Source organism: Staphylococcus sp. 510 (assembly GCF_057219715.1).
In genome coordinates this window covers 26,672-45,267 of record NZ_JBXVVK010000012.1, presented here as the reverse complement: position 1 = coordinate 45,267, position 18,596 = coordinate 26,672, and the positions used below count along the sequence as shown (strand labels likewise).

At 32.7% G+C, this 18,596-nt stretch carries 18 protein-coding genes; 3 read left to right on the top strand and 15 right to left on the bottom strand.

The genetic code is table 11. From position 1 onward, the window contains the following. Positions 1-21: 21 nt before the first annotated feature. The 9 genes from prmC to fdaB form a co-directional block, all read right to left on the bottom strand. Entirely contained in the window at positions 22-858 is an 837-nt protein-coding gene (prmC, locus tag AC2D8K_RS09895) for a peptide chain release factor N(5)-glutamine methyltransferase (RefSeq protein ID WP_002451666.1), read from the bottom strand. Further along, entirely contained in the window at positions 845-1,921 is a 1,077-nt protein-coding gene (gene prfA / locus AC2D8K_RS09890; protein WP_002451667.1) for a peptide chain release factor 1, read from the bottom strand. Before prfA ends, prmC begins: the two co-directional genes overlap by 14 nt. Beyond that, positions 1,921-2,520: a thymidine kinase gene (locus AC2D8K_RS09885; RefSeq protein ID WP_484698575.1), complete on the bottom strand. Its 600-nt coding sequence runs from the start codon at positions 2,518-2,520 to the stop codon at positions 1,921-1,923. Before AC2D8K_RS09885 ends, prfA begins: the two co-directional genes overlap by 1 nt. A gap of 249 nt (positions 2,521-2,769) precedes the next feature. Next, entirely contained in the window at positions 2,770-3,027 is a 258-nt protein-coding gene (locus tag AC2D8K_RS09880; RefSeq protein WP_002451669.1) for a type B 50S ribosomal protein L31, read from the bottom strand. A gap of 111 nt (positions 3,028-3,138) precedes the next feature. Beyond that, positions 3,139-4,455, bottom strand: a complete 1,317-nt coding sequence (gene rho / locus AC2D8K_RS09875; protein WP_002451670.1) for a transcription termination factor Rho — start codon at positions 4,453-4,455, stop codon at positions 3,139-3,141. Between the two features lie 264 nt (positions 4,456-4,719). Continuing rightward, the gene (locus tag AC2D8K_RS09870) at positions 4,720-6,147 is read right to left on the bottom strand and encodes an aldehyde dehydrogenase family protein (RefSeq protein WP_002451671.1); all 1,428 of its coding nucleotides are present in this window, start codon (positions 6,145-6,147) and stop codon (positions 4,720-4,722) included. Between the two features lie 274 nt (positions 6,148-6,421). Then, complete coding sequence (locus AC2D8K_RS09865) at positions 6,422-6,760, bottom strand: winged helix-turn-helix transcriptional regulator (RefSeq protein WP_002451672.1); 339 nt, start codon at positions 6,758-6,760, stop codon at positions 6,422-6,424. An 87-nt stretch (positions 6,761-6,847) separates the two neighbouring features. Then, positions 6,848-8,107, bottom strand: coding sequence for a UDP-N-acetylglucosamine 1-carboxyvinyltransferase (locus tag AC2D8K_RS09860; RefSeq protein ID WP_002451673.1), 1,260 nt, complete (start codon positions 8,105-8,107; stop codon positions 6,848-6,850). A gap of 313 nt (positions 8,108-8,420) precedes the next feature. Next, entirely contained in the window at positions 8,421-9,281 is an 861-nt protein-coding gene (gene fdaB / locus AC2D8K_RS09855) for a class IIb fructose-bisphosphate aldolase FdaB (RefSeq protein ID WP_002451674.1), read from the bottom strand. Positions 9,282-9,499: 218 nt separating this feature from the next. On the opposite strand from fdaB, the gene AC2D8K_RS09850 reads away from it, so the two are divergent. Beyond that, on the top strand, positions 9,500-10,021 hold the full coding sequence (locus AC2D8K_RS09850; RefSeq protein ID WP_002451675.1) for a DUF2529 domain-containing protein: 522 nt from the start codon (positions 9,500-9,502) through the stop codon (positions 10,019-10,021). 53 nt (positions 10,022-10,074) lie between these two features. On the opposite strand, the gene pyrG is transcribed toward AC2D8K_RS09850, so the two are convergent. From pyrG to AC2D8K_RS09835, 3 genes are all read right to left on the bottom strand, one after another. Further along, positions 10,075-11,682, bottom strand: coding sequence for a CTP synthase (pyrG, locus tag AC2D8K_RS09845; RefSeq protein WP_002451676.1), 1,608 nt, complete (start codon positions 11,680-11,682; stop codon positions 10,075-10,077). Between the two features lie 339 nt (positions 11,683-12,021). After that, positions 12,022-12,552: a DNA-directed RNA polymerase subunit delta gene (gene rpoE / locus AC2D8K_RS09840; RefSeq protein ID WP_002451677.1), complete on the bottom strand. Its 531-nt coding sequence runs from the start codon at positions 12,550-12,552 to the stop codon at positions 12,022-12,024. A gap of 113 nt (positions 12,553-12,665) precedes the next feature. Then, a complete protein-coding gene (locus tag AC2D8K_RS09835; RefSeq protein ID WP_002451678.1) occupies positions 12,666-13,526 on the bottom strand; it encodes a GNAT family N-acetyltransferase in 861 nt (286 codons plus the stop codon). Between the two features lie 242 nt (positions 13,527-13,768). On the opposite strand from AC2D8K_RS09835, the gene coaW reads away from it, so the two are divergent. After that, positions 13,769-14,578, top strand: coding sequence for a type II pantothenate kinase (coaW, locus tag AC2D8K_RS09830; RefSeq protein ID WP_002451679.1), 810 nt, complete (start codon positions 13,769-13,771; stop codon positions 14,576-14,578). Between the two features lie 53 nt (positions 14,579-14,631). On the opposite strand, the gene AC2D8K_RS09825 is transcribed toward coaW, so the two are convergent. The 3 genes from AC2D8K_RS09825 to AC2D8K_RS09815 form a co-directional block, all read right to left on the bottom strand. After that, positions 14,632-15,297, bottom strand: a complete 666-nt coding sequence (locus tag AC2D8K_RS09825) for a DUF2750 domain-containing protein (protein WP_484698572.1) — start codon at positions 15,295-15,297, stop codon at positions 14,632-14,634. A gap of 179 nt (positions 15,298-15,476) precedes the next feature. After that, on the bottom strand, positions 15,477-16,667 hold the full coding sequence (ldmS, locus tag AC2D8K_RS09820) for an L-aspartate--L-methionine ligase LdmS (RefSeq protein ID WP_484698571.1): 1,191 nt from the start codon (positions 16,665-16,667) through the stop codon (positions 15,477-15,479). Then, positions 16,664-17,851: a M20 family metallopeptidase gene (locus tag AC2D8K_RS09815; RefSeq protein ID WP_002451682.1), complete on the bottom strand. Its 1,188-nt coding sequence runs from the start codon at positions 17,849-17,851 to the stop codon at positions 16,664-16,666. Before AC2D8K_RS09815 ends, ldmS begins: the two co-directional genes overlap by 4 nt. 244 nt (positions 17,852-18,095) lie before the next feature. Here AC2D8K_RS09815 and AC2D8K_RS09810 point away from each other — a divergent pair, with 244 nt between their 5' ends. Next, a complete protein-coding gene (locus AC2D8K_RS09810; RefSeq protein ID WP_002451683.1) occupies positions 18,096-18,566 on the top strand; it encodes an S-ribosylhomocysteine lyase in 471 nt (156 codons plus the stop codon). The last annotated feature ends 30 nt before the right edge of the window (positions 18,567-18,596 follow it).

Genomic DNA, 18,596 nt, shown 5'->3' with positions numbered 1-18,596 from the left:
TTTATTTAAATGAGCGTGACTTTACCATTTAATTTCTAAAATTCTATCTAGTTGATTAATATCTTTATAAATTGCGACTGCCTTATCTGGGTACATATCATTCACTATCTCTTTTAAAGTCTGACCTTGGTTATAACCAATTTCAAACACTACATGTGCGCCTGGTAATAACACCTTAGGTAAATCATTTAGAATCGATTGATAAATAGCATAACCTTGACTCTTTGCAAATAATGCTTGATGTGGTTCATAGTCTACGACTGTTTTAGCCATATCTTTGACTTCTTTGACATCAATGTATGGCGGATTTGATATCAGACCATTTACTTTAATATTTCGTTCTATCAATGGCTTTAACGCATTACCTTGAATGAAATCAATGTTCTCTCCGTGTTGTTCTGCGTTTAATCGTGCCACTTCTAATGCATCTTCATATAAATCGGTAGCTATTACGCTTAAAGTAGGCTTTAACTTTTTTAATGTGATGCCTAATACACCGCTGCCTGTCCCTATATCTGCTATTGCATCGCCTTCGTTACAAAGGTTTAAAAAATGTAACATTACTTCTTCAGTTTCAGGTCTAGGAATGAGACAACGATCAGATACTGTAAATCGGTATCCATAAAAAGATTGAAACCCTACAATATATTGAATAGGTTCTCCAGATAGCATTCTTTGTAAATTTAAACCAAGTTTAGCTTTATCAGCAACCGACATTTCATCATTCATATGAATAAGATAGTCTGTACGTGACCAATTAAATGTATCAAGTAATAACCACTCAGCTCGTGTTTGTTCATAGCCTTTCTCTTTTGCTAATGAAATAGCATTTGCTAAGTAATCTTTATAACTCACCATTGTTTAATTCTTTCAATTTATCTGTTTGTTCAGATAATGTTAGGGCATCGATAATCTCATCTAAATTACCTTCCAAAATCTGACTCAGTTTCTGCAATGTTAAGCCAATTCTATGATCAGTTACACGACTTTGAGGATAGTTATACGTTCTAATTCTTTCTGAACGGTCACCTGTTCCTACTGCTGATTTACGTTGTGATGCATATTTTTGTTGTTCTTCTTGCAATTTCATATCATACAATCTTGCTTTTAATACTTTCATCGCTTTTTCACGGTTTTGTATTTGTGATTTTTCTGATGAAGTAGCAATGACACCTGTTGGTAAGTGAGTGATACGAACAGCTGAATCTGTTGTATTGACGTGCTGACCACCTGCACCACTAGAACGATACGTATCAATTTTTAAGTCTTCATTTCTAATTTCGATTTCTACATCTTCTACTTCTGGTAATACTGCGACTGTAGCTGTTGACGTGTGAATACGACCACCTGACTCTGTTTCAGGAACACGTTGAACACGATGCGCACCATTTTCAAATTTAAGTTTGCTGTATGCACCGTTACCGGATACTGAGAAACTGATCTCTTTATAGCCACCATGGTCACTTTCTGATGCTTCAACAATTTCTGTTTTAAAGTTGTGCGCTTCAGCATACTTAGAGTACATTCTCATTAAATCTCCAGCAAAAATTGCTGCTTCATCACCACCAGCTGCAGCACGAATCTCAACGATAACATCTTTTTCATCATTTGGATCTTTAGGAATAAGTAATAATTTTAATTGTTCTTCCATTTCAGGAAGTTCATTTTTTAAACTTGAGCTTTCTTCTTTTAACATTTCAATTTCTTCTTTATCAGAAGTCTCATTTAGCATTTCTTCGATATCTGCTAACTCTTCTTTTTTACTTTTATAACTTCTATAGACATCTACAGTTTTTTGCAATTCTGCCTGTTCTTTTGAATATTTACGTAATTTATCTGAATCGTTCACGACATCTGGGTCGCTTAACATTTCATTTAATTGTTCATATCTTTCCTCTACAATTTCTAATTGATCAAACACTACATTTCCTCCTTCTCATTTTCACTTGGCGCTACAATATGATGCGCTCTACATCTTGGTTCATAACTTTCATTAGCACCTACTAAAATAATTGGATCATCTGCTTTAGCGGGTTGACCATCTATAAGTCTTTGAGTTCGACTTGAAGGCCCTCCACATACCGCACATACAGATTGCAATTTTGTAACATGCTCACTTAATGCCAATAATTCAGGCATTGGCTCGAACGGTTCGCCTTTAAAGTCCATATCTAATCCAGCCACAATGACTCGATGACCTTGATCAGCAAGTTGTTGTATGATACTTACAATATTTTCATCAAAAAATTGAACTTCATCTATACCGATAACATCTGCATGAGATATGTCATGATTTAAAATTTCTCTAGCTGTTGAAATATTTATAGCTTCAATTGCATTGCCATTATGTGAAACTACCTTTTCTTTATGATAGCGATCATCAATTGCTGGTTTAAAAACAATAACTTTCTGTTTAGCGTAAATTCCTCGTCTAAGTCGACGTATAAGTTCTTCTGATTTACCACTAAACATACTTCCGGTAATACATTCAATCCATCCGGAATGATAAGTTTCATACATTAAGCGTTCCACCCTTTTTCAAAACATAATCGCTTAATTATATCATATTTTAAAATATCATAAATGCTATTTTTGCAATCTATTCTATTATACAATAATAACTCGAAAAAGTTAGCTACAGTAATATTCTATAACTTACTCATTTCTTTATTACTCTTATGTTGAATAGCAAGTCATCTCTAAATATAACTATAATAAAAAAACTGCCTACATAACCATTGATATGGTGTAGACAGTCTAAACTTAAAATTAGTTGTTGTTTGATTTGAGACCAAACTTTTTGTTGAAGCGTTCCACACGACCATCCGCAGCAGCGAATTTTTGACGTCCTGTATAGAAAGGATGTGAATCAGAAGAAATGTCTAAACGAATAACTGGGTATTCATTTCCATCTTCCCACTCCATAGTTTCTGATGATGTTTTAGTAGAACCACTTAAGAATTTAAAGTTTGTAGTAGTATCTAAAAAGATAACTTTATGATACTCAGGATGAATTCCTTGTTTCATTGTTTTCAGCTCCTTTGCCCTGAACCATCTGGAACAGAGTTATTTGTGAGTTTTTACCCAATACTTGGTAATTATAATAGTAATTAAGGTAAAACGCAACCCTTTGTAAAATTAAATAATAGGTTTACCTGTTTTTGTGCTTTCTTCTGCTGATTTTTGTAGTTGTTCAAAGAAATCTTTATTATTTTTTGAACGTTTTAACTTACGAATAAATCTCTCTGTAAAATCCATAGAATCCGTGAATAGATTACGAAGTTGCCATAATGTATCTAACTCTGCCTTGCTAATTAACAGTTCTTCTTTACGTGTAGAACTTCGACCAATGTCTATAGCTGGGAAGATACGTCGTTCAGATAGTTTACGATCTAAGTGAAGCTCCATATTACCTGTACCTTTGAATTCTTCATAAATCATATCGTCCATTCTTGAGCCTGTATCTACTAAAGCTGTAGCTAAGATAGTTAAACTACCACCCGCTTCTATATTTCGGGCTGCACCGAAAAAGGCTTTTGGTTTATGCAGAGATGCTGGATCAAGACCACCAGAAAGCGTACGGCCACTTGGTGGAATGACTAAGTTATAAGCTCGAGCTAATCGAGTAATTGAGTCCATTAATATAATGACATCTTCCCCTATTTCTACAAGGCGTTTAGCTCTCTCTAATAATAATTCTGCAACTTTCACGTGATGTTGTGGTGGTTCATCAAACGTTGAATGTACAACTTCAGCTGATTCAACTGAACGTTCTATATCAGTTACTTCTTCAGGTCTCTCACCAACTAACAAGACAAATAATTTGGATTCTGGTTTATTGGTAATAATTGCATTAGCAATTTCTTTAAGTAATGATGTTTTACCCGCTTTAGGTGGCGCAACAATGAGCCCACGTTGTCCTAAACCAATAGGAGTTACTAAATCCATGATTCGTGTTGAATAATTTTTTGGTTCAGTTTCAAGTAAAATTCGTTCTTCTGGATACAAAGGCGTCAACGCTTGGAAGTGAGGACGTTTTTTTACTTCTTCAGCATTTTGATCGTTAACAAAGTCCACTTGTAGTAATCCATAGTATTTCTCATTATCTTTAGGTTTACGAACTTTACCTGTTACTTTATCGCCTCTTTTAATTTCAAATCGACGAATTTGACTTGCTGAAATATAGATGTCTTTTTCACCCTTAGAATAATTAACAGTTCTTAAGAAACCATAACCATCGGGTTGGATATCATCTAAAATACCCTCCATATAATAATTGCCATCTTTCTCCATTTGAGCTTCCATGATAGCTAATACAAGTTCTTTCTTATTCAATTTACTATAATTAGTTAATTTTAAAGATTTAGCTTTCTGAGTGAGTTCTTTAGTAGTGTTGTTTTTGTATAGTTCGTGGAAAGATTCATATTGAGGAGAAGTTCGTTCTCGTTCAGGCATAGACTTGCACCCATTTCCTTATTTTTTATGTTAAAAAGATTGTGATGGAACATAGATGGCTATTAATTAGCATTTACTAAAAAAAAGCCTTTTGAAGTGCTTATCACGACTTTGTTCATCATAACCTTCTAAATACTAGAATAACTATAGCAAACTTTTAATTTAAATACAAAACGAATTTTGTATTTAACATATTTAAAACAATGCACGTTACGTCATAACGTAACGTGCATTCACAAAAATTTGATTCATAATATTTTTTAATTATTTGAAATAACCTGCAATTGATTTTACTTCTAAGAATTCTTCAATTCCGTAGTCGCCCCATTCACGACCTAATCCAGATTGTTTATATCCACCAAATGGTAAATCTGGTTTACGTCCAGCTTCATTAATTTCAACTGTTCCTGCTTCAATAGAACGTGCCACTTTGTGTAATGTGTCTTTATCATTACCAATAACATAACCAGCTAGACCATATTTCGTATCATTCGCTATTTTAATTGCTTCGTCTACATCATTATAAGTGATCACTGACATAACAGGACCAAAAATTTCTTCTTGAGCAATAGTCATATGATTATCAACGTTAATGAAAATAGTAGGACGAGCAAAATATCCTTTTTCTAAACCTTCAGGTTTACCAGGACCTCCGTAAAATAATTCTGCACCTTCTTCAATACCTTTATCAATATATGATTGAACTTGGTCAAATTGTTTTTTACTAATAATCGGTCCAACTTGTGTACCTTCTTCTCTAGGATCACCGACTTTGACTGAACTAAATTGTGCTTTCACAGCTTTTAAGAAGTCTTCTTTAATACTATTTGGTACTAATACACGTGTACCTGCAGTACATACTTGTCCTGTATTATTAACAACTTTACCTGTTGTCGCTTTAGCCGCTTCTTCAATATCAACATCATCTAAAACGATATAAGGTGACTTACCACCAAGTTCTAATGATACTTTTTTGAAGTCTTTAGCTGCTTTTTCCATAATTTTTGAACCAGTAGGACCTGAGCCTGTAAATGACATCATTCTAACTTTAGGATGTTCACTTAACGGATTACCTACACCTTCACCGTCACCATTAACAAGGTTAAATACGCCTTTAGGCACGCCTACTTTATCAAAAATTTCAGCTAAGATAACAGCAGCGAACGGTGTTTCTTCTGATGGTTTTAAGACAACAGCGCTTCCTGCTGCAAATGCTGCAGCTAATTTAAGTGATGTTTGATTAGTTGGGAAATTCCAAGGTGTAACTAAACCTGCTACGCCGATAGCTTCTTTCACAACTAAATCATCACCACGTTGTTCTTCAAATTCAAAACTGTCTAATGCATCTCTCGCTGCAGTAAAATGATTAAGTCCCATTTGATAATGTACTTTTTCAGAAACTGATAACGGCGCACCAAGTTCATCAGTAATCGCTTGTACAATATCTTCTTTTCTATTTTCATATTCTTTAACGATTTTATCTAGTAAATCTCTTCTATATTCAACCGTACTATGACGGAAATCTAAATATACATTATCTGCAGCTTCAACTGCTTTATTAACATCTTCTTCATTACCTTTAGCCACTGAACCAATGACCTCTTCAGTTGCAGGGTTAATTACTTCTATTGTTTCTCCACTAGCACTATCAACCCATTCACCATTAATATATTGTTTAGTGAAATGTCTCATCAAACTTCACTCCTTAGATTTGTTATACAACTATTCTAACCATTTTGTTACAAAGTTAAACATATCTGCTCATTGATTCAATTGCACTTAATCATTTTAAAATTTAAAATTTATGAAATAACAATCGAATTCACTCAATCTGTAAAATGGCATAGAAAAAAAGCGAAGCAATACATGATTGCCTCACTCTTACAATACATCTTCTTATTAAAATTAATCATAAGGATGTTGTCGTAATCTAGAAATTAAACAATTCTAAGTACAACTGTCTGAATTATTTTACAGGTTCTGCTTCTGATTCTAGATTAATATTATTTTGTGCCCATTCTTCAATTGGTTTTAAAGCGTCAGCTAATGAACTACCTTTTTCTGTCAATTCATAAATAATGGTTACTGGACTAGTGGAAACGATTCTTTTTTCAACTAATCCCCAGTCTCCTAATTCAGTCAGTTTAATACTTAGTGCACGAGGCGTGATTGTTTTCAAGTCTCTTTTCAAATCGGAAAAATGTGCAGATTGGTCTTCGCATCTAGATAAATAGTTGATGATTAAACCGTTCCAACTGCGTCCTAATATTTTAAAAGTTTCTTCTAAATAAGGACATACTTCCATAAATCTCACCTCTCACTCATATATCTTAATACTAATGCACTAAAATCTGTGCTTATAATTTTAAGTATATTTATTATACCACATTTTTTAAACTGTTTCAGTCCAAATTTCTGCACCGAGCGCTTTTAAATGTTCAACAATTTGAGTATACCCACGATAAATGTGTTTAACGTTGTATATAGTTGTAACGCCTTCCGCGATTAAACCAGCTACTATCAAGCATGCACCTGCTCTTAAATCACTCGCATAAACTTCAGCCCCATTAAGAGTGGATGGTTTAATCGTTGCTGTGCCATTATCTTTATTAATGTTAGCACCCATTTGTTGTAGTTCTTCAACATGCTTGAATCTTTCAGGATAAATTGTATCTGTAACAAATGATGGACCATTTGCCATAACTAATAATGGTGTAATCGGTTGTTGTAGGTCTGTTGCAAATCCTGGATATACCAGTGTTTTAATATCAACACTATGATACGGTTCGCTCTTTCTAATAATAGCTTTTTCATCGTTTAATTCGATATCGACACCTAATTCTTTTAATTTAGCTGTCAATGCTTCAACATGTCTTGGCACTATATTATTAATGACAACTTCTTCTCCCGCAGCTGCCGCCATACACATGTATGAGCCTGCTTCAATACGGTCAGGTATAACTTGATATTCTGTACCGTGTAATGTATCTACGCCATTAATTTTAATTGTCGTTGTACCGGCACCTTTAATTTGTGCTCCCATACTAATTAAAAAATTAGCCACATCTACAACTTCAGGTTCTTTTGCTGCATTTTCAATAACAGTTTGTCCTTCTGCATGTACCGCAGCTAACATAATATTAATTGTAGCACCAACACTCACCATATCTAAAAAGATATTAGCTCCTTTTAATTGTTTAGCTTCAATTTTCATTGACGTGTCACTAGATTCATCGATTTCTGCACCTAATGCCTTAAAACCTTTAATATGTTGATCGATTGGACGTGGCCCTAATGGGCAACCACCTGGAAGCCCAATGACACACTTTTTAAATCTTCCTAGCATTGCTCCCATCATATAATATGAGGCTCTTAAAGATTCAACTTTATTATTGGGTAATGGTGCATTTTCAATTTCAGTTGTATAAACATCTAATTTAGTACCGTCTAATTTTGTTTTAATATTTAAATCTTCTAATAAGCTAACAAGTGTTTCTACATCAGAGATTTGTGGTAACCCATCTAAATTCACTTGTCCATGGGCTAATAAAGTAGCAGGAATGATTGCTACAGCACTATTTTTAGCACCACTAATATTCACTTCTCCTTTAAGTGTCTTTCCACCTCTAATTTTGATTACCTCTTGAGCCATATCTTTTTCTCCTTTGTTTCCTTCATTTGTTAAAAATTTACATTATTAGCATTATAAAATAATTTTACTTTGTTTGTAAAATAGTTCATGAATACATAGTTGGTTCAACATTATGTTATATCATGTTCATCAAAAGTTACGAATTTAAAGTTTGTTTCCTCCGCATTAAATTGTTCTGATTTTCATATGCCAACAATACTATATTTTTATTTAGTATGCTTAAAACTTATGCAATTTTATAAATTTCGTAATCATTATAGCATAAAAATAAGCCATTAAACCTAGGTTTAATGGCTTATTAAAAGATATTTAATTATTTAGCACGGTTAGAAGTACCGAATTCTTTAATTTTACCTTTAACTGTTGCTTTAATTGCTTCACGAGCAGGTCCTAAATATTTACGTGGATCGTAAACTTCAGAATCTTTGTTTAATACATCGCGAACAGCTTTAGCTGAAGCAATTTGGTTTTCAGTGTTAACATTAATTTTAGCAGTACCATAAGGAATTGCTTTTTGGATGTCTTTAGTTGGGATACCAGTACCACCATGTAATACTAATGGTAAACCAGTTGAAGCACCAATTTCTTCCATTTCTTTGAAACCTAATTTTGGTTCACCTTTGTAAGGACCATGTACTGAACCTAATGCAGGTGCTAATGTATCGATACCAGTTTTTTCAACTAGTTCTTGACATTCCTTAGGATCTGCATAGATGACACCGTCAGCTACTACATCGTCTTCTTGACCACCAACTGTACCTAACTCAGCTTCTACTGAAACGCCTCTTTCGTGAGCATATTCAACCACTTTAGAAGTGATTTCAACATTTTCTTCAAAAGGACTGTGAGAAGCGTCAATCATTACTGAAGTGAATCCAGCATCAATTGCTTCTTTACATTTTTCAAAGCTTGAACCATGGTCTAAGTGGATAGCTACTGGTATTGTAATGTTTAAGTCATGCATTAAACCTTCAACCATTTTAACTACTGTATAGAATCCGCTCATGTAACGAGCAGCTCCTTCAGAAACACCTAAAATAACTGGTGCATTCTCTTCTTGTGAAGCTTCTAAAATAGCTTGTGTAAATTCTAAGTTATTTAAGTTGTATTGACCAACCGCATAACCATTTTCTTTTGCATCGATTAACATTTCTTTCATTGAAACTAAAGGCATTATAGTTCCTCCTTGAGTGCTTGAGCACGTATTTTTTCAAACTCATTATAACAAAATTACAACTTAAATGCATTCGAATAGATGATTTAAAATTTACAATTTTCACAATCCTTACCACTACTCGATTTGAAAACGTATCCAATTATAATTAGTTATAATCATTGCAATCAATTATGGCTTTATTTACAATATTTTAATGAATAGAATGGAGGTAGAATATGTCAAAAATACTCAATACGCAATTAATAGGTATCTTCGATAGAATTGAAAAACAAGCTTTAGATGTACAAATGGGGGCACAATGTTTAATACAAGCCATTGGTGGCGAAGGCCATGTTTATATTAAAGGATATGACGATTTGAAATTTTATGAAGAATTCATCCTACATAGTCATGAAAAGTTAAAATCAAGCTTACCTTTAACAGATTTAAACAGCTTTGAAGAATTAGATACAACAGACCGCGTATTTTTATTTTCACCTACATACAATGAAGACGTCGAACGTGACGTAAATAAACTAATAGAGACTGATATCGACTTTGTTCTTGTATGTAATCACCCTAAACGAGATGATTTTCCTGAACATTTAATGCATTTTATCAATCTATCAACGCCAAGACCTATCGTATACACTGAAGATTACGATAAGATTGTACAACCTCACCCTATTGCTTTTAACTATATCTATTATGATATTTATACTCAAATGGTTGAAATGACACGTGATTTAGAATTATAAAATAACAAAGCCTATGGGTATGAACTAATTCATATCCATAGGCTTTATTAATATTATTGTTGTTGATGTTTTAAAGCTGCTTCAACAAAAGCTTTAAAAATGGGTTGTGGTCTATTTGGTCTAGATAAAAATTCTGGATGGAATTGACATGCAATAAAGAAATCTTTTTCTGGAATCTCTACCATTTCAATTAATCTTCCATCTGGACTTGTTCCAGAGAATACCATTCCATTAGCTTCTAATTGCTCTCTATAATCATTGTTGAATTCATATCTATGACGATGTCTTTCTTCAATATTATTTTCATTATAAATAGAATGTGCTAAAGTACCTTCTTTAATTGTACAAGGATATAATCCTAATCTTAAAGTACCACCTAAATCTTCAATATCTTTTTGTTCAGGTAATAAGTCAATAATTGGATGTGGTGTACTAGGATCTAATTCAGCTGAATGTGCACCTTCTAATCCTAAGACATTACGTGCAAATTCTACTGTAGCGAGTTGCATGCCTAAACAAATACCAAAGTATGGCACATTATTTTCGCGCGCATATTTAATGGCTGAAATTTTACCTTCGCTGGCACGGAAACCAAATCCACCCGGCACTAGAATACCATCTACATCAGAAAGGTAACTTGCAACATTTTCATCCGTTACTAAACTTGAATCTATCCATTTAACTACAACATCTTTTTTGAATGGATAACCTGCATGTTTAAGTGATTCTACCACAGATAAATATGCATCTTGTAGGCTTACATATTTACCAACTAAACCAATTGTAATTTTGCCATCTAAACTATTGACAGTGTCTAGTAAATGTTGCCATTCATCTAATTGTGTTTCATATTTAGCGTTTAATTGTAGTCGTTTGATTACTATGTCGTCCATTTCTTGTTTACTTAATTGTAGTGGGATTTCATATAATGAGTCAGCATCGCGACATTCGATAACACTTTCTTTATTAATATCACAGAATAATGCGATTTTATCTTTTAAATCTTGTGTCATTTCATATTCAGTACGAACAACAATTAGGTCTGGTTGGATACCTAATCCACGTAATTCTTTAACGCTATGTTGTGTTGGTTTAGTTTTCATTTCGCCTGCTGCTTTGATATATGGTAATAGTGTACAGTGAACATACATTACATTTTCTCTACCTAAGTCACTTCTAATTTGTCGAATTGCTTCTAAGAATGGTAAAGACTCAATATCCCCTGTTGTACCACCAATTTCAGTAATAACAACATCAGCATTAGTACTTTCACCAGCTAATAACAAGCGCTCTTTAATTTCATTAGTGATGTGTGGAATAACTTGTACTGTTCCACCTAAATAATCACCACGACGCTCTTTTTTCAAGACGTGTGAGTATACTTTACCTGCAGTTACGTTTGAATACTTATTTAAATTGATATCGATAAAACGTTCATAGTGTCCTAAATCTAAATCCGTTTCAGCCCCATCATCAGTTACAAAAACTTCACCATGTTGATAAGGACTCATTGTTCCTGGATCGACATTTAAATACGGATCAAATTTTTGAATCGTAACTTCAAGACCTCTATCTTTTAATAATCTTCCTAAAGAAGCAGCAGTAATCCCTTTACCTAATGATGAAACTACGCCACCTGTTACAAATATAAACTTTGTCATGATTTGACCTCCTGAATTTTATTAGAGTTTGCATATTATTTGCTTAAAATCAAAAGCATTTACTATAAATTAAGTATGTATTTAATTTGAAAGGAACAATGTGTTTAATACATTCACATATACTTTTCTATTTACATGTCACAGTGTATTTGATAGTTACTTTGAAATAATATTCATTCTACAACATTAAACATTACATTGGAATCTTATTTTATTAAAATAAAAAAACGCTCCCTCTCACATATTTGTAAGGGGAGCGTATAACATTTATACACGTGTCCTATTTAAAGGAGCCCAAATAAAATTCTATCATTTTTAAACTAAAAGTCAATTAGAAATTTAGCTTTGATATTCTTCTTCCTCTTCTTCATCATCAAAGTCATCATCTTCATCTTCATCTTCTTCGTCGATAACGATATCAGTTTCATTAATTTCATCTTCGACTTGTTCATCTTCAGGATCATTTAATGTTTCTTGATCATCGGTAACTGCTGGAATATCATCATCGTCATCCGCTTCATCTTCACCTAATAATTTAAGGTTTTTATCCTCTTCGTCATCGTCATCAAGAATATCAAATTTTTGAATAGTTGGTGCAATTTTTTCTTCAATATCATCTACAGAATACCAATCGCGAATTCCCCATTGGTTTTCACCGATATTTAAAAAGCGACCATCAGTATTTAAATCTGTATAGAATTGAACAACACGATTTTCAATTTCATCGTATTCATAATTACCTAAGGCTTTGAATTCATCAATAATATCGTATAAATTCATTGTTTCGCCTTTTTCATTTAGAAGTGTGTAAGCCATATCGATAAATGATTTTTCATCTACCATTTCTTTAGTGTAATCTTTAATTTTCATTATAAAATACTTCCTTTCAAAGGATTTTTATCTTAAACTAGTAGGTCAAATTTCGTTAATTAATAGTAACAAAATTAAATTATAAATGACAATGGGCGTTTACGCAATCTCTGTTAATAATTTATATATTTTTCAAATAGAATGTAATCCTCTGCTTGTTCTACTTCAACAAAGTTACTATTAATACACAGTGGACTTAATTCGTTATTTTCTCCATACAAAGTAATAGATAACACCTTAATATTATCAAAGTTCTTACGTATATAAGTTGGTAATTGTCTTAATGCACTTTCAGCTATACCTTCATTTCGATGCGTTTTATTAACTTCAATTCCAGAAATACGCATTCTATCATCAATCTGTTCAATACCAATAAAACCTACTTTTTCTCCATCCTTGAGTAAGTTAATTAAATGAATATTAGCTTCTTCTGAAGATTCGTTCTCAACGAGTTTCAAGGAAGACACATGTTTAGAATCTAAATCTAAATAATACAATCTTTCTTTACCAATTGGTCCTTCTTCTTTAGTAGCTGTATGCATAAAACCTGCACGTTCATACACGTTCCAAGCTGCTTGATTCTCAGCATCAACAACTAAAAATAGATGATTAAAGTCCGGGAACAATGCTTGTACATATTGAGGTAAATACATCATCATTTTAGTACCATAACCATGTCCTTGGTATCGTTCATTAACTGACAATGATCGTACATAAACGACATTTTCAGGCGTATCATACCCTTCATGTTGATAATATTGATGTAATACAAAGAACCCCACAACTTCTCCATCTTTATTCTTCGCAATATTAGCAACACGATTGTCATCATTAAGTGCTTCTTCTAAAACTGTTTTAGGTAATGAAGAATAGATTTGCTGTCTCTCACTTAGTTCAAAATTTAATATATCCGTACGATATTTTTCTTCAAAGACTTGAATCGTTATATCTTCAAATTGCTTTTTTATATTCATAAGTTAATCCCCTTATCTTTAATTACTCACTTATTATATATTACTTTACCCTATTGTAATACGAATTCTCATATAATTTAAAATATCTACCAAATAAAATGTATACAAAGTCCTATTTTAGAATTGTAATTTAATTGCATTGTTTTATGAGTTCATTTTTTAAATAAAATAAACTCTTGTATTTCGCTTAATTTATTATACTATTATGGGTGATGGATTTTTGATTTGAGGTGAATGTGGAAATGAAAATAGGAATCGATGCTGGTGGAACTTTAATTAAAATCGTTCAAGAATTCGAAAATAAACGTAAATATCACACCGAACTAACCATTAATATTGATAAAGTGATTCAGTGGTTAAACCAAATTGAATTCGAGAGTTTAAGTTTGACTGGTGGTCAAGCAAGTATTATAGCTGAGCAACTATCAAAACCAACTCAAAATTTTGTTGAATTTGATGCTGCTTCAAAAGGACTAGGTATTTTACTTAAAGAACAAGGTCATGATATTAATCAATATATTTTTGCCAATGTAGGTACAGGTACTTCACTTCATTATTTTGATGGTCAACAACAACAACGTGTTGGAGGTATAGGTACTGGTGGCGGTATGATTCAAGGTCTTGGTTATTTATTAAGCCAAATTTCAGATTATAAACAATTAACAGATTTGGCCCAAAAAGGTGATAGAGATACGATTGATTTAAAAGTCAAACATATTTATAAAGATTGTGAACCCCCTATTCCTGGTGATTTAACAGCCGCAAACTTTGGTAATGTTTTACATCATATGAATGAAGACTTTTCATTAGAGAATAAATTAGCCTCTGTTGTGGGTGTTGTGGGAGAAGTTATTACAACGATGTCTATTACAGTTGCTCATGAGCATCAAACTGATAATGTTGTTTACATCGGTTCATCATTTAACAATAATCCGTTATTACGTAAAGTAATCGAAGATTATACTGTATTAAGAGGATTCAATCCATTTTACATTGAACATGGCGCCTTTTCTGGTGCAATAGGTGCGATACATCTGAATGACAATCATTAAACTAAAAGGGAGGTCGAGACAAAAACTGTATGTCTCAACCTCCCTTTTAAATATTAAAATGTTGTTTCGTTAGATAATTTTTGTGCTGATACTATTGTTCCGATGACACCTGGTTTTAAATCTATTCCAACACCTTTATCGTCATCACGTAATTTATCTAACCACTCACCAAACACACTGGTCTCAATTTCAATTAAATCACATTCTTCAAAGTCTTCCTCTTGAACTTTTTGAGCTCTTTTCTTTAAGCTCCAAACTGGCATAATTTGTGGTTTATCTTCTCTTCCATCATCTATTAAAATAAAGTTTTTTTCGTTCTTATTAGTTAGTCCATACACATGATCATATTTCGCTACATCTCTAACAAATTCTTTCACTCTAATTTTATCTAATTCTGACATCAATTCTCGAGTGACATCATATATATTGACAAGTTTACCTGTATTATCGTTTGTCGTATCAATCATTACTTTATCCGTTTCATCAAATAATTCATCTAAGTCATATACGACAAAGCGATCTAAATCTAATTGTATTAATTTATCATAATTGATTTCGTTATCATTTAAATATTGCTTCGCAGTGTCTGCATCTGTCCATGCAGCTACATAGGACTGTTCATTTTTCATTAAACGTACTATTTTTTTATTTTTTGAAGCAAAATAAATATATTCATTTATTAACATTTCTTTGAAAAACGATTCCTCTTTGTAAGACATTTTACACCCTCGATTCATAGATATTCTTTTATTCCTTACTTAAAATATTAAAATACTCATTAATGTTAGTCAATACGATAAGAATCGTATACCTAACACTCACTTTTTTCATTATTCCTTAAAAAAACTCTTAAAAATTAAGCTTATCACTTAAATTTTAAGAGTTATTACAATATCATTTAATTTTTTAATTCTTCTAAAAATGCTTTCTCCAATTGTTGAATCGATGCTTTGTCTTTGCCATGCCATATACATCCAAATCTAGAACCTACTTTATTCTTACCATACCAATCACCATCATAATATGATAAAGGATATAGAACACCTTTTTTCACATATTTTAAGATGGTATTGAAGAAATGGTCATTATCTCCATCTGAGAAATAACTGTAGAATTTATGATATCCGTTTGTTAATTCATCAGATAATAGTAGCATACTCGTTGAACCATTTTGTCTAAAGTTTAAATCAATGGCGTATACGTCATGATGTTCATCTAACAATAAATCAAATCCAGCAACACCAAAGAAACCTAACCCTACACCAATTGACATAATTTCACGACCTGCGTCTATGACATGTTGTGGCACATCTTCTACATTTTCATTACCGTTATAGAAACCATAATCATTTGTTAATTGTCGCGCGGTACCTAAGTATTGAATACCAATGTCTTCGGAATAAGCAAATTGAACGCAATAGTTTTGTACGGCTTCAATTTTTTGTTCAATAATTAATTGATCAGTTGTTTCTGTTGCTTCTTCAATACGTTTTTGAGCTTCGGCTAGATCATGATCATTGTAACAAATCATCACACCATATCCTCCAGCAGTTGGTAAATCATCCCCCGGCTTAATGACAAAAGGATATTGCCAATTCTGTATCGCATCTTTGAAAGACTCAATAGGTACAATCTCTCTCTTTGGAAGATATTTACCATTCGTCCATTCTGGGATTCTTGCTTTATTGTTAAGCGCAACAAACACATCTTTATTTAATGCATAGTATGACTTCTCTAATACATCGTCGTCATGAATATATTGGAAGTATAATTTTTTATTATTTTCATATGCCAATTTTTTTATTAAAGATTCATAAGTTTGTTGATCTCTAAACTGATAAATATGAGGCGGGATTTGTTTACCCACCTCTTTAAATAGGGTCTCTAATTTAGAAGTTACACTCGCTTCATGTACAATAACTGGAAACTGATTGGCAATTAATAACTCTCGGCCAGTTAAAAAATTAGATTGATGTTCATCAGGCTTTAACCATGGATTAGATATATATGAAGGCCTAGATGTATAAACAACATCATCATTATATAAATCGCTTAATGTTAATTTGGGACTATATACGTTTTCACTCATGATTTCACATGTCCTTTCATATGATGATGTTCTTCAACTATTTCATCGAATAATGTTTGATTTTTAATTATTTCTAATCCCATTAAGGCCATAATTTTTGCGCCTTTGATGAGTGCTTGATCACCTTGTAAACTAGCTGCTGCTTCTCTAAACCGGTGTGTGTGCCCTACTAAATTTCTTGATCCAATTTTAATGTGCGGATGAATTGTAGGTACAACATGACTAACATTACCTGTATCAGTTGAACCATAACCGAAGTCATCATCAATGACTGCTTCACCCATTTCAATGGCATATTTTTCGAATAAATCGTCCAATTTTGGTGATTTGATTAACTCATTGACACCATTTTGAATTGGACCAAATTCATAATCACAACCTGTTTGAATTGCGGCACCCCTTGCAATTTGTTTTACTTTTTCTGTTAAAACATCTAATTCTTTTCTTGACGTGGCTCTTGTGTAAAACCGAGCATGTGTAAAATCAGGTATAATATTGGCTGCTTTACCACCATCTAATATGACACCATGGACACGTTGACTCTTTTTAATGTGTTGTCTTAGTTGCGCTACACCATTAAAATATGAAATCATAGCATCTAATGCGTTTCTAGCTTCATCCGCATTCTCAGAAGCATGTGCACTTTTCCCATAAAATTTAACATCTAATACATCAACCGCTAATGTATTTATCGTTTTGTATGTTTCATTGCCTGGATGTACCATTAATGCAATATCTATTTCATCAATAATACCTGCTTTTACATAAGATGCTTTAGCACTTCCATTTTCTCCGCCTTCTTCTGCAGGACATCCGAGTACCACAACTGAACCGCCGATATCGTCAATGACTTGTTTTAAAGCAATGCCACCTAACGTGCTTGCCGTACCGATAATATTATGTCCACATGCATGACCTAGTCCCGGTAAGGAATCATATTCTGCTAAAAAGCCAATAGCTGGACCTTCTTTATTCGATTCATATCTAGCTATAAATCCTGTAGCATGTCCAACAATATCTGTTTCGATTTCAAATCCATTCGCTTTCAAACTATCGATCAATGTTCTTGAAGCGAAGATTTCTTCATTACCAAGCTCTGGTCTTTCATGTATTCGGTGACTCATCTCTACATAATCATATTTATTATTTTCAATATAATCTAAAATATCTTGTTTCTCACTCATATTACCTAGCTCCCATTCTACAAACGCACTATAATGACCACATCTACCATTTAATTATTACTTATTCTATCGGATTTAGATTTAAATGTCATTACATTTATTTATATTTACACAATTTTCTCACTATTCAAACTTGTATTTTAGTATAAGATACTGTTACCTCGAAATTGTAAAAACAAAACAGTATTGTTACAATTTAGTTATTAATAAATTGTTGTTTCGTATATTTGAGGAGGAAAATATAATGCCCAAAATGAACGTAGAAAGTTTTAATTTAGATCATACAAAAGTGGTTGCACCATTTATTCGATTAGCAGGCACAATGGAAGGACTAAATGGCGACAAAATTCACAAATATGATATTCGTTTTAAACAACCTAACAAAGAACATATGGAAATGCCTGGTTTACATTCACTAGAGCATTTAATGGCGGAAAACATCAGAAATCATACAGATAAAGTAGTAGATTTAAGCCCAATGGGATGTCAAACAGGATTTTATGTTTCATTTATCAACCATGATGATTATGAAGATGTATTAGATATTGTTGAAAAAACTCTCCATGATGTGTTAAACGCAACAGAAGTCCCTGCATGTAATGAAGTACAATGTGGTTGGGCTGCTAGTCATTCATTAGAAGGTGCCAAAGAAATCGCACAAGCGTTCTTAGATAAACGTAATCAATGGCACGACATTTATGGCAATGCTAAATAGCAATATATATGTATAAAATAAGCCAGGATG

Coding starts and splice junctions, on each gene's coding strand:
- AC2D8K_RS09835 (WP_002451678.1), bottom strand. CDS start 13,526: ATGAATATAAAAAAGCAATTTGAAGATATAACGATTCAAGTCTTTGAA.
- fdaB (WP_002451674.1), bottom strand. CDS start 9,281: ATGCCTTTAGTTTCAATGAAAGAAATGTTAATCGATGCAAAAGAAAAT.
- rpoE (WP_002451677.1), bottom strand. CDS start 12,552: ATGAAAATTAAAGATTACACTAAAGAAATGGTAGATGAAAAATCATTT.
- AC2D8K_RS09885 (WP_484698575.1), bottom strand. CDS start 2,520: ATGTATGAAACTTATCATTCCGGATGGATTGAATGTATTACCGGAAGT.
- ldmS (WP_484698571.1), bottom strand. CDS start 16,667: ATGAGTGAAAACGTATATAGTCCCAAATTAACATTAAGCGATTTATAT.
- rho (WP_002451670.1), bottom strand. CDS start 4,455: ATGCCTGAACGAGAACGAACTTCTCCTCAATATGAATCTTTCCACGAA.
- AC2D8K_RS09850 (WP_002451675.1), top strand. CDS start 9,500: ATGTCAAAAATACTCAATACGCAATTAATAGGTATCTTCGATAGAATT.
- AC2D8K_RS09860 (WP_002451673.1), bottom strand. CDS start 8,107: ATGGCTCAAGAGGTAATCAAAATTAGAGGTGGAAAGACACTTAAAGGA.
- pyrG (WP_002451676.1), bottom strand. CDS start 11,682: ATGACAAAGTTTATATTTGTAACAGGTGGCGTAGTTTCATCATTAGGT.
- AC2D8K_RS09865 (WP_002451672.1), bottom strand. CDS start 6,760: ATGGAAGTATGTCCTTATTTAGAAGAAACTTTTAAAATATTAGGACGC.
- prmC (WP_002451666.1), bottom strand. CDS start 858: ATGGTGAGTTATAAAGATTACTTAGCAAATGCTATTTCATTAGCAAAA.
- AC2D8K_RS09815 (WP_002451682.1), bottom strand. CDS start 17,851: ATGAGTGAGAAACAAGATATTTTAGATTATATTGAAAATAATAAATAT.
- AC2D8K_RS09870 (WP_002451671.1), bottom strand. CDS start 6,147: ATGAGACATTTCACTAAACAATATATTAATGGTGAATGGGTTGATAGT.
- AC2D8K_RS09825 (WP_484698572.1), bottom strand. CDS start 15,297: ATGTCTTACAAAGAGGAATCGTTTTTCAAAGAAATGTTAATAAATGAA.
- AC2D8K_RS09880 (WP_002451669.1), bottom strand. CDS start 3,027: ATGAAACAAGGAATTCATCCTGAGTATCATAAAGTTATCTTTTTAGAT.
- AC2D8K_RS09810 (WP_002451683.1), top strand. CDS start 18,096: ATGCCCAAAATGAACGTAGAAAGTTTTAATTTAGATCATACAAAAGTG.
- coaW (WP_002451679.1), top strand. CDS start 13,769: ATGAAAATAGGAATCGATGCTGGTGGAACTTTAATTAAAATCGTTCAA.